The 11,094-nt window shown below is 55.2% G+C and carries 9 protein-coding genes; 5 read left to right on the forward strand and 4 right to left on the reverse strand.

All coding sequences use genetic code 11. The annotated features are described in order from the left end of the window. Positions 1-117 precede the first annotated feature (117 nt). Positions 118-1,545, forward strand: coding sequence for a hypothetical protein (locus tag ACIOYV_RS04040; protein ID WP_401321040.1), 1,428 nt, complete (start codon positions 118-120; stop codon positions 1,543-1,545). Between the two features lie 37 nt (positions 1,546-1,582). Beyond that, a complete protein-coding gene (locus ACIOYV_RS04045) occupies positions 1,583-2,533 on the forward strand; it encodes a hypothetical protein (protein ID WP_401321043.1) in 951 nt (316 codons plus the stop codon). 308 nt (positions 2,534-2,841) lie between these two features. Here ACIOYV_RS04045 and ACIOYV_RS04050 read toward each other — a convergent pair whose 3' ends face one another. The 4 genes from ACIOYV_RS04050 to ACIOYV_RS04065 form a co-directional block, all read right to left on the reverse strand. Beyond that, the gene (locus ACIOYV_RS04050; RefSeq protein ID WP_401321046.1) at positions 2,842-3,348 is read right to left on the reverse strand and encodes a cupin domain-containing protein; all 507 of its coding nucleotides are present in this window, start codon (positions 3,346-3,348) and stop codon (positions 2,842-2,844) included. Between the two features lie 169 nt (positions 3,349-3,517). Beyond that, positions 3,518-4,561 (reverse strand): alpha-xenorhabdolysin family binary toxin subunit B, encoded by a 1,044-nt coding sequence (locus tag ACIOYV_RS04055; RefSeq protein WP_401321049.1) that lies wholly within the window; start codon positions 4,559-4,561, stop codon positions 3,518-3,520. A 27-nt stretch (positions 4,562-4,588) separates the two neighbouring features. After that, the gene (locus tag ACIOYV_RS04060) at positions 4,589-5,788 is read right to left on the reverse strand and encodes an alpha-xenorhabdolysin family binary toxin subunit A (protein WP_401321052.1); all 1,200 of its coding nucleotides are present in this window, start codon (positions 5,786-5,788) and stop codon (positions 4,589-4,591) included. A gap of 201 nt (positions 5,789-5,989) precedes the next feature. Beyond that, on the reverse strand, positions 5,990-6,898 hold the full coding sequence (locus ACIOYV_RS04065) for a helix-turn-helix domain-containing protein (protein WP_054614654.1): 909 nt from the start codon (positions 6,896-6,898) through the stop codon (positions 5,990-5,992). Positions 6,899-7,060: 162 nt separating this feature from the next. Here ACIOYV_RS04065 and ACIOYV_RS04070 point away from each other — a divergent pair, with 162 nt between their 5' ends. The 3 genes from ACIOYV_RS04070 to ACIOYV_RS04080 all read left to right on the forward strand — a co-directional run bounded on the left by ACIOYV_RS04070 (position 7,061) and on the right by ACIOYV_RS04080 (position 10,945). Beyond that, on the forward strand, positions 7,061-8,419 hold the full coding sequence (locus ACIOYV_RS04070; protein ID WP_290023916.1) for a glutamine synthetase family protein: 1,359 nt from the start codon (positions 7,061-7,063) through the stop codon (positions 8,417-8,419). A gap of 139 nt (positions 8,420-8,558) precedes the next feature. Then, the gene (locus tag ACIOYV_RS04075; RefSeq protein ID WP_401321055.1) at positions 8,559-9,647 is read left to right on the forward strand and encodes a polyamine ABC transporter substrate-binding protein; all 1,089 of its coding nucleotides are present in this window, start codon (positions 8,559-8,561) and stop codon (positions 9,645-9,647) included. Beyond that, entirely contained in the window at positions 9,644-10,945 is a 1,302-nt protein-coding gene (locus ACIOYV_RS04080; RefSeq protein ID WP_401321057.1) for an NAD(P)/FAD-dependent oxidoreductase, read from the forward strand. Before ACIOYV_RS04075 ends, ACIOYV_RS04080 begins: the two co-directional genes overlap by 4 nt. Positions 10,946-11,094: the final 149 nt, after the last annotated feature.

An 11,094-nucleotide genomic window follows, 5' to 3' on the forward strand; every position in this document is an offset into this window, starting at 1 on the left:
GTTTCCTACAGGCTGCTAAACGACTTGGTAGCATATGGCCATACTCTCGCTTAAAATCCCCCTCCAAAACCCTAAGGGCGCAGGGCCCTAGGGCGTTAGGACGGATCCAACACCTTCATGAGCTATGACTTACTGTCTGTACCGGACGGCTATCGCACGGAAGTAGCGTTAGTCGTCGCCCCCTACGTTGACGCGGTGTTTTTAAATCACTTGGTAACTAAGTTGAAGCCTGGCCGGTTCTGCCTTTTGGTGGATGATGGAATACAAATCGAGGCCCTATTGAAAATCCGCGACTGCCAGCGCAAAGGGCTCAAAATCGAGATCCGGGTTGCTCGCGCGGTTGGCCTCATGCATATGAAGGCCTTTTACTTCGAGTTTGTGCGCAAGGAAGCCCCTCGAAGGCGAAAGCGCCGCCTGCTTTTTGGCTCTGCAAACGCCACAAACGCGGCGTTTAGTGGCGGTATCAACGCCGAGTTGATCGCGGAATCTGAGCTAATGATTAATGAAGACTCGGAGATTGCAGCGTATTTCTCTCATATTTTGTCGACATTCGACTCGCCAGAGGAGCAGAGCGTCCCAGGGCTTTCAACGTGGATGAGCCAATTACCTTTCATCCGCTTCCCTGCACTCAGAAGTGCACGCCCAGGTGAGTTGCCATCGGGATTTGATGCATGGTTACAGCAAGGAATGCTAGCGGCTCAATATCGGAATGCACCCCAATTTGCGACGCTCAATATCCAGCTGAAGAAGAGTTTGCCTCAGGATCTGGTTGCACGGATCTTCGCCAGAAGTAGTTTCACGGAGAAGGGTGAACGTAACGTTGTGCGGTACAGCTACCTGGATGGTCCTGACGCTCAGGAAGCCGAGGCAGCAGAGAGTGAACAACCCCTCTGGAAATCTCGCCTTGCAGTGTGGACCCATTTGGGAGATTGGATTTCGAATGACTGCCATCGCAAGCGCAGCAAAATCATGAAATCCAAGGCGTTCGCTGCTCGAAATAGAAACATCTCCCGCATTCTGGAGAATGGGTGCGACGAAAAGTGGATAGAGAGTCGGATTGAACAGCTTATGGCGGGGCTCAATCAGGTATGGAGAGAACTCGAGGCCGCTGGCGTGGCGCCGGAGCAATACATCGAGGGTTGGAATGGCAAAGTGAATCCAACCTCATATCGACTTCGTTTTCTCAAAAAACTTGATCAGGATCTTCAGCTTGCGCGGGATGGGGATTTCAGAAATCGGTATGTACACGGATACGAATTCCCAGCAATGCCGCGGTTCAGACAAGACACGATGGCCTGGGAAGCGTTTGTCCGATCTTGGTGTGAGTCCATCGCTGTCGAAACAGCGAAAAACCGGACGCTCTCGCTCGTAGCCAGGCGAATCAAGGATGTCATGAAATATCTGCAGAAGGATCTGTCGGAATTGTCTTGGTCGGAAATCGCCGAACTCCTCCGACAGTATTGGGAAACGGAGTGGGAGGGCATATCTCTGGGAGACAGGATCATGAGATATCACGAGGGCTTGGACGTTGAATTTGAATTCTAGCGCTGAGACCTCCGATAAATTTCTTTAGGAATGACTAATGGATCGAGATGCTTTTTTGCAGCAACCCGACGTACAAGGCTTTGTGAGATGGATAGGGGGAAATCTGCCAAACCTGACCATCGATCTGCGTTTTGCGCGCAGTAATCACGTACGAAAACCGCTAAAGGAAAAGGTCATTGGCATTCAGGGCGCGCAGCAGGCCTACCACTGGGATGGGAGCTGGGACGATGTAAGCAAGGTCCTTAAAGCATTCCGTGAACGCCTGCGCGATGCCGCGCTGGGTGACAACGTGGCGGCGGCATACACCGTATGCGAAGAGATTCTCGAATGGGGAGGGGTGTTGAATCCCGCTTCCGTCACATTCCTTCAAGGCCTGGCGGCAAGCGGCAAGCTGCCTGGTTATCTGATCGACGTTGAGGCATTGCTGCGCCTGGATAGCAATAATCGGATATCACATATCACTCTCAAGTCTGTACCGGTGTTCAACTCCGGAATGACGAAGATACACGCGATCTTCGATGAGTCAGGCTCTCCCATTCTGGATGGAAGAGTCGCTGGCGCTGCGGCGACCCTGTATCACTTATATCGTTCGGGTGTTTGCCATCAGACCGCGCCTGCAGCTAACCATCTGATGTTCGCCTGGGAGGAAGGCCCGGGAATTCAGGTGAGGAACCCTCAAATGCTCGGCCCACAATATATGGGGACCCAGCGTTTGAATCGCGGTAAACCACACGAATGGGCAGCGCGCCAGCTTCAGCTAGGCTGGATTATCCGGCACTTGCTGGAAACCCATGTTGAGATTTTTCCGGCGCTGGCAATTGAGGAGCGCTGCCATCGGTTCGAGGCTGGGCTTTTCATGATGGGATATGACCTAAGGTCAATTGTCCCAAATGGTTGGGATATTCCTGAACCACCGGCTCTGGCCAGGAAGCGTAAGACACAAGCTGATTGGAGAAAAAGTAAGCGAGCAGCGAAAGCAGATTGCTGAGTAGCTTCAGGAGTGATGAACATATCTGACATAGCACATGATTTAACTTGTGGGCGATGACCTATGTTCATAAGCGGCTGGGTTGGGTGTTATGCCGTAATGAAGGAACGATCGAAGACGCGACAGAGGCTGTGGGGGAAGTTCCACCCATACACACCATTTAACATAATATACATTACACGTAACAAAGTATTACAGGATCAGCCTGGTTGCCCACAGATTGCAGCTGTCCACGCCAGGCCCTTCACGTACAAATGCAACTGCGCTCACCGCAACGATTTCTCGTCACGACCATCACCTGCAGCTAATCACCCCCGCGTCATTTTTCCAATCAGCGCTGCATGCTGTGGAAACTCTGCCGTGAGTTTCTGTCGGTCGCTCATTTCCATATCCGCGTAATCAAACCCTGGCGAAACCGCTTCACTGATCAGACCGTAACCCGCAGGCCCATCGATAATCTGCGAAGCTTTCCAGATGCCGCCTGGTACGTGAAGCTGTAGACACTGACCGGCAACAACGTCGCTGCCCATCACCACGGTTTGCAATGTGCCGTCCGGGAATATCAGGCTGTACTCGATTGCATCGCCCAGATGGTAGTAATGCACGATGTCGGACTGGTTGAAATGAAAGTAGCCAATGGGTGAATCCTGGGTCAGCAGGTAATAAATGGACGTCATCAAATAGCGTTGGCCACGGTCGGTCTCTACCAGAGGGTGGCGATCCGATTGGAAGGTTCTGCGGAAATAACCGCCTTCTACGTGTTGTTCCAGATCGAGGGCTGTGATCAGTTCTCGGGCATTCGATAAGCTATGCATCGTCCTGTGTCCTTCTTCCAAAATTAAGCTGATTCAGAACTATCTTTTATAACTAAACTAAACGGTCATTTAGTGTAGTTATTATTATTTTGCATATTAAGCCTCGACTCCATACTCGGCTGCGACACTTAAAGTGCGGTCAATCGCTATGATCAACCGCACTTTGGCATCAATGAATCATGATGCTGTTGTAGTCAGCACTCAACGTCTCCAGATGGATTTTGTACCGATTCAGCAATCTCGATAACTCCGCCTGGGTGTAATCCGTACGTTTCAGATTATCCAGATTCAATGAAAACCCCAGCCACACGCCTGCCACCGTAATGATTTCCTCACCGACCACGCGACGTTGGCGGCTTATGTCGACGACCGCGGTAATATCGGATAACGCATCTTCGGCAATCTGAAGCTCATGGTTCAGCCCTTCCATCAATAAAGTCAGGCTCTGGATTTCCTTGTCCAGATTGTTCCGAGAGGTCGCGAGTTCGCTGTATTTAATGCCTTCGGAGACTACGCCCAGCACCTTCCTGACCAGTTCAATCCCCTGCTTCACCGCCTCTTTTTTCGGGTTCTGCATGTCGAGGCTGTCGAGTTCCTTGCCTTCGGGAATGTAGTTTTTATACAGGTCAGCTAGGTTGAATTCACGAATCACGTCCTGAGCCTTGATCAGTGCGTCTCGCTGTTCCGAGCGTTTCGCTTTGGTCAGGGTGTGATCGTTCAAGTCCAGCAGGATTCTGGCTTTGCGCGACCTAGCCACTTTCAGTGGCTCATCGGCCCGCTCGCCGATTTCGACTCTATATAAGCTGCGAACTTCGTTCTCAAGAAACCGCGAGCGGTCGGTAAACTTCGCTTCGACGCCTTCGAGCATCGACTCGATATTACGTTTGATGCTCGAGACCTCTGCACTGACCATTTCTCGATCCTGTGCGGTCAGGTCATTCCTGGCCAGGGCGTCGTTGAGTTCTGCTAGCGCATCGAAATAGCTTTGCCCAGAGGCGCTGTTCAATGCGGTGAGCAGCACCGGCAAGGATTCGCGCAGGGTTTTATCCAGGTTGTTCAGGTACGCGGAAACCCGCTGCGCCCTCTCCTGCAATACATCGGATCGCTCCTGCCTAAAACTGGCCAGCCTCGTAATGTCGCGAATGGTTTGAATGATTTTTTTAACGTCAATCGCCGGAATAAGTTGGGTGTCGATCGTTGTCACGTTGTTCATGGCAGTCATCCTTTGGTCGCCGGGCAATCAGTTAAAGCTCTTTTTGTATTCTTCCAGGGCTTCATTAAATACAGCCACCAAATCACTGGCGGTATTTTTCACATCGCGCCACGGGTCAATCACCATCGCAAACTCGGCGACAAAGGAGGTCAGGCGCAAGGCATTGTTGATACTCCCGAACTGTTCGGCCGAAGCATCAATCTTGCTCAGGATCGTCTGCCACATGGTGTTCAAGATATTAAGAGCGGCTTCTGCGCCGGCCATTCGGATGCCGATATCGCCAAAGTTCGACAGGGAACTTTCCATGGCGCTCTGCAAGCCTTCCTTTCCACTGACGGACAGTTCCAGCTCATCGACTTCAGTCTTCAGTGCATTGCGTTCTTTGCGGGCTGTCTCTGCTTTTGGGCCAAAGATCGAACCCGAAATCGGCCAGAAGATCGGCAGGCCACCGGAAAACGACATGCCGACGTAATAGTCGTATTCCTTGTCCAACTGCGTGATTCGGTCTTTCTTGGTGCGGATGGTTTCCCTGGTACTGGCGATGGATTCGAGCAAGCTGTTGCGCTCCATCAAGTCATACTTGCTCTTGACCTCGGATTGCAAACCAAAGACCCGTTTACCGCTCGACAATTCGCCGCCAGCCAGCTCGGTCTTGAAGTTGGAAATGCGGTCCTTGAGCTCTTGCGTCGCGCTTTGCTGGCGTTTGATATCGACCTTCATCAGCTCGATGATTTCAGTTACGGCAGATGCCACTTCACCATCGTCAGAGGTGTATCGGATGCCCTCCAGATCACTGTTGCTTAACTGACCCAGCGTGGTTCTGACCCGGTCCATGATCGGCATTTCCTTGATCACGGAAATGATTTCGCCACCGCTGCTGACAATGGTTTTGGCCGCTGAACTCAAGTCGATGCTTTGCTGGACGATCTTGTTTTCTACCGCATCCCAACTGGACGCATGAATCCGGATTTTCTTGAATAAGACCTGTACATCACTGGGCTCCAGCCCCGGAATATCCAACTTGGTGTATTTCAGGTACGACTCGACTTCCGGCAGTTCGCTCGGCAGCGAGAGACCCTTCTTCACATATTGTTTGATCTTGATGACATCTTCTTTGGTAAAGACCCCGGCACAGCGTGCTACACCGGGATATTCACCCGAAATCAGATGGAGTACTGCCTTGGGAAGATCATTACTGACTTCTGCATCTTTCAACTCAACAGCCATAACGTTTGCCTCGGTTCATTATGTTCGATACACCTGTTGTATCGATGAACAGAAGCTAGATGAGCATCATGAAGCGTCAAACATCCTGAATGCCTGCGGAAATCCTAAGCCATTGATTGATAAGTAATACTTCCAAAGATGGAAACATCGAGCTACATATGCAGGACACGTCCTACAGACAAGTATTAATAGCTGTCTTAGTTACACTCGGCTTCCACGCTTAAGCGTTTCACTCGGCAACTCTTTGAACAATGCGTGGTAACTACTGGAAAACCGCCCCAAGTGCCAGAATGACCAGTGCATCGCCACTTCGGCAACCGTCGTGTCCATTGTTGTCCGGCTGAGCAGTTCTCGGTGTGCGCTATTAAGCCGACGCAAGCGCAACCAATGCGTCGGTGTCATGCCAGTAAAGGCCTTGAACGCATGCTGCAACTGACGCAGTGAAACCCCGGCGACCTGGGAAAGCTCCAGCAGATTGAGGGTTTCTTCCGGCGCATCGGCGGCCCACTCCCCTACCCGCTTCATGATCATTCGCTCTTCGGAACGTCGCTGCAGGCCGCCGCGGTCCAGGCGCACACAAGCGTTGTCGAGGATGTACAGGCAGTCCTCCAGCAGTTGCAGGGTCAGCGCCTCGCGGCTGGGCGGATCGAACGTCTGCGCCAGTCGCGTCAGTGTTGTGCTAAGCCAACGGCTGAACAGCGCGTTCTGCTGGCAATTGAGCGGTGACATGAACAAGCCTTCCAGCCGTGCCACGTTCAAACCATGGCGCTGGACGAACTCCGGGCCGAACACCACTGCGATCTCCTGGTAGTTCTCCGGGGTGATCCAGATATTGCGACTTTCGCCATTCAACACGTACAGCGAGTTGTCGCTGCGATCGAAACAGAACGCCAGCGAGCCTTGTGGCGCACTGAAATTCTGCTCGACCCGAGTGTTCATGTGCTCTTCGTAAATCTCCACGCCTTGCAAGTCCAGGTAGCGCACCAGCCCGGCGAAATGCCCCGGCGACATCTGCTGATAATGCTGCACCCAACCCGGTGTGGCGCGGATTTGCTCGGCGACATCGGCGGTGTTGAAAGCTTGGACTTGTAACGGATTGCACACTGTCATGGGGTGACCTTACGCACTCGTTTGGTGCGTTTTGGTGCTGCTTAAAGTGGATAGATGGAACTGCAAGGCTCGCCCAAGATAGTCGTCAACGCGCTTCAGGGGAAGTGTCTGTCGGATGCGACCACCCTCCCTGGCGTTACTAAAACCAATAACGAGGTCTTTATGAATGTCCCTTTCGATCAGCTGTTCACGTGGCTGAAAGATCACAAGATTACTGAGGTCGAGTGTGTGGTCAGTGATTTGACCGGCATCGCTCGCGGCAAGATTGCACCCACTAACAAGTTCCTGCATGAGCGAGGCATGCGCCTGCCGGAAAGTGTGCTTCTGCAAACAGTAACCGGGGATTTTGTCGACGACGACATCTACTACGACCTGCTCGACCCGGCGGATATCGACATGATTTGCCGCCCGGTCGCCGACGCGGTCTACGTGATTCCATGGGCCATCGAGCCGACCGCCATCGTCATTCACGACACCTTCGACAAGTTCGGCAACCCGATCGAACTGTCGCCGCGCAACGTGCTGAAAAAAGTCCTGCAGCTCTACACCGACAAGGGCTGGAAGCCGATTGTCGCGCCGGAAATGGAGTTCTACCTGACCCAGCGCTGCGAAGACCCGGACTTGCCGCTCAAGGCACCGCTGGGCCGTTCGGGTCGCGCGGAAAGCGGTCGGCAGTCATTCTCCATCGACGCCGCCAACGAATTCGATCCGCTGTTCGAAGACGTCTACGACTGGTGTGAACTCCAGGGCCTGGACCTTGACACGCTGATCCACGAAGACGGCCCGGCGCAGATGGAAATCAACTTCCGTCACGGCGATGCCCTCGACCTCGCGGACCAGATCACCGTGTTCAAACGCACCCTGCGCGAAGCAGCGCTCAAGCACAACGTGACCGCGACGTTCATGGCCAAGCCGATCGGCGACGAGCCGGGCAGCGCCATGCACCTGCACCAGAGCGTGGTCGATATCGCCACCGGCCAGCCGATCTTCGCGGATGCCGAGGGCAAGATGAGCGAGCTGTTCCTGCACCACATCGGCGGCCTGCAAAAATACATCCCGAAAGTGCTGCCGATGTTCGCGCCGAACGTGAACTCGTTCCGCCGCTTCCTGCCGGACACCTCGGCGCCGGTGAACGTCGAATGGGGCGAAGAAAACCGCACCGTCGGCCTGCGTGTGCCGACCTCGACTCCGGACGCCATGCGCGTGGAAAACCGTTTGCCCGGCGCCGACGCCAACCCGTACCTGGCGATTGCCGCGAGCCTGTTGTGCGGTTACCTGGGCATGGTCGAGAAGGTCGAGCCGAGCGCTGCTGTGCAGGGTCGCGCCTACGAGCGTCGCAACCTGCGCCTGCCGATCACCATCGAAGACGCCCTGACCCAGATGGAAGAATGCGAAACCGTCGGCCGTTACCTGGGCAGCAAATTCGTGCGCGGGTATGTCGCGGTGAAACGCGCCGAGCATGAAAACTTCAAGCGCGTGATCAGCTCTTGGGAGCGGGAGTTCCTGTTGCTCAGCGTTTAGTCCGTCAAGTCCCCATCGCGAGCAAGCTCGCTCCCACAGGGGAACGCATTTCAAATGTGGGAGCGAGCCTGCTCGCGAAGGCGGTCTCCAGAACACCAAAGAAACGCCTGAAAACCCAACAACCAAAAAGAGGTGTCGAATGCGTCTATTGAAATCCGTGGTTCCGGTCGCGCTGGCGATCATGTTCAGTGCCGGTGCCCAGGCTCAGCCACAGGTCAGCGTTTACAACTGGACCGATTACATCGGCGAAACCACCCTCGCTGACTTCCAGGCTAAAACCGGGATCAAGGTGATCTACGACGTCTTCGATTCCAACGAAACCCTCGAAGGCAAATTGCTCGCCGGGCGCACCGGGTATGACGTGGTGGTGCCGTCCAACCACTTCCTCGCTCGCCAGGTAAAGGCCGGCGCGTTCCTCAAACTGGACCGCTCGCAACTGCCGAACTTCAAGAACCTCGACCCGAAACTGCTCGCGCTGCTTGAGAAAAACGATCCCGAGAACGCGCACTCGGTGCCTTACCTGTGGGGCACCAACGGCATCGGCTACAACGTCGACAAGGTCAAGCAAGTGCTGGGCATCGACCATATCGATTCCTGGGCCGTGCTGTTCGAACCGGAGAACATCAAGAAACTCAGCCAGTGCGGCGTGTCGATGATGGACTCGGCGGATGAAGTGTTCCCGGCGATCCTCAACTACATGGGCATGGACCCACGCAGCGAAAACCCGGAAGACTTCAAGAAAGCCGAAGCCAAGCTGTTGAGCATCCGCCCGTACATCACCTATTTCCACTCTTCGAAGTACGTGTCGGACTTGGCCAACGGCGATATCTGCGTGGCCTTCGGTTATTCCGGCGACGTGTTCCAGGCCGCGAACCGCGCCAAGGAAGCGAAGAATGGCGTGAACATCGCCTACGCAATCCCGAAGGAAGGCAGCAACTTGTGGTTTGACCTGTTGGCCGTGCCCGCCGACGCCGCCAACCCGAAAGAAGCCCACGCCTTCATCAATTACCTGCTCGGTCCGCAAGTGATCGCCAAGGTCAGCGCCTCGGTGGGTTACGCCAACCCGAACCCGGCCGCCAAGCAATACATGGACGAGGCGCTGGTGAACAATCCTGAGGTTTACCCGCCACAGGCCGTGCTCGACAAACTCTACATTTCGACCACCCCGCCCCAGGCGATCATGCGTCTGATGACCCGTTCCTGGAGCAAAGTGAAGTCCAACAAATGAATCAGTACAGCAATCAACACGCCCAGTCCTACTACGCCGCCACGGCGAAAAGTCTGGCGCCCTACCCCACGCTGGCCTCGGATCTGGATGCCGATGTCTGCGTGATCGGTGGCGGATTTACCGGCGTCAACACCGCCATTGAACTGGCGCAGCGCGGGCTCTCGGTGATTCTGCTGGAAGCACGGCGAATTGGCTGGGGCGCCAGCGGGCGCAACGGCGGGCAATTGATCCGTGGCATCGGCCATGACGTCAGCGGGTTTGCCCGTTATGTCGGCGAAGAAGGTGTGCGTTATATGGAGCGCGCCGGGGTTGAGTCCGTGGCGCTGGTGGGTGATCGCATCCGCGAGCACGGGATCGACTGCGACCTGCGTTGGGGCTTCTGCGAACTGGCCAACACCAAGGCGCAATTCGCCGCGTTCAAGGCTGAGCAAGTTGACTTGATTGAGTCTGGATACGCCCATGAAACCCGACTCGTCGGCCCGGAGCAGATCCGTCAGCAAGTGGTGAACTCCGGTGTGTATGCCGGCGGTTTGATCGACATGGGTTCGGGCCATTTACACCCGCTCAACCTGGTCCTCGGCGAAGCGCGCTTGGCCGAGTCCCTTGGGGTGCGTATCTTCGAACAAAGTCCGGTGCTGGAGATCATCCATGGCAGCACCGTGCAGGTTCGCTGTGCAGGCGGCACCGTACGCGCCGGCAGTGTGGTGCTGGGCTGCAACGCGCATCTCGAAGAACTGGAACCGAAACTCAGCGGCAAAGTGCTGCCCGCTGGCAGCTACATTATCGCCACCGAACCGTTGTCCGCCGAGGTCGCGGCGCAGTTGATCCCGCAAAACCTCGCTTTGTGCGACCAGAAGGTCGGCCTAGATTACTACCGGCTCTCGGCGGATCGGCGCTTGCTGTTCGGCGGTGCCTGCCACTATTCCGGGCGTGATCCATCGGACATCGCCGCCTATATGCGCCCCGCGATGCTCAAGGTGTTTCCGCAACTGGCCAACGTGCGCATCGATTATCAATGGGGCGGCAAGATCGGCATCTCGGCCAATCGCTTCCCTCAGATCGGCCGCTTGAGCCAGCACCCGAATGTGTTCTACGCACAGGGTTATTCGGGCCATGGCCTGAACGTGACGCACTGGTGCGCGAAGTTGCTGGGAGAAGCGATTCATACAGGACACAGCAAAGGTTTCGACGTGTTCAGCGCCGTGCCGCACATGACCTTCCCCGGTGGCCGCGCCCTGCGTTCACCGCTGCTGGCGCTCGGCATGTTCTGGTATCGCCTGCGCGAAATGCTCGGCTAACACTCCCTCCCCGTTTGAAACCCGCCCCTGTAGGAGCAAGGCTTGCCCGCGAAGGCGTCCTTGAGATCGCCTTCGCGGGCAAGCCTCGCTCCTACATGAGGACAGTGCATCCCATTGAACAGCCTTTTAATTTGCTCTATCGCGAGGCA

The sequence above is a fragment of the Pseudomonas sp. NPDC087342 genome, from assembly GCF_044744265.1.
In the GTDB taxonomy this organism is placed as follows: Bacteria; Pseudomonadota; Gammaproteobacteria; order Pseudomonadales; family Pseudomonadaceae; genus Aquipseudomonas; species Aquipseudomonas nunensis.

Coding starts and splice junctions, on each gene's coding strand:
- ACIOYV_RS04040 (WP_401321040.1), top strand. CDS start 118: ATGAGCTATGACTTACTGTCTGTACCGGACGGCTATCGCACGGAAGTA.
- ACIOYV_RS04045 (WP_401321043.1), top strand. CDS start 1,583: ATGGATCGAGATGCTTTTTTGCAGCAACCCGACGTACAAGGCTTTGTG.
- ACIOYV_RS04050 (WP_401321046.1), bottom strand. CDS start 3,348: ATGCATAGCTTATCGAATGCCCGAGAACTGATCACAGCCCTCGATCTG.
- ACIOYV_RS04055 (WP_401321049.1), bottom strand. CDS start 4,561: ATGAACAACGTGACAACGATCGACACCCAACTTATTCCGGCGATTGAC.
- ACIOYV_RS04060 (WP_401321052.1), bottom strand. CDS start 5,788: ATGGCTGTTGAGTTGAAAGATGCAGAAGTCAGTAATGATCTTCCCAAG.
- ACIOYV_RS04065 (WP_054614654.1), bottom strand. CDS start 6,898: ATGACAGTGTGCAATCCGTTACAAGTCCAAGCTTTCAACACCGCCGAT.
- ACIOYV_RS04070 (WP_290023916.1), top strand. CDS start 7,061: ATGAATGTCCCTTTCGATCAGCTGTTCACGTGGCTGAAAGATCACAAG.
- ACIOYV_RS04075 (WP_401321055.1), top strand. CDS start 8,559: ATGCGTCTATTGAAATCCGTGGTTCCGGTCGCGCTGGCGATCATGTTC.
- ACIOYV_RS04080 (WP_401321057.1), top strand. CDS start 9,644: ATGAATCAGTACAGCAATCAACACGCCCAGTCCTACTACGCCGCCACG.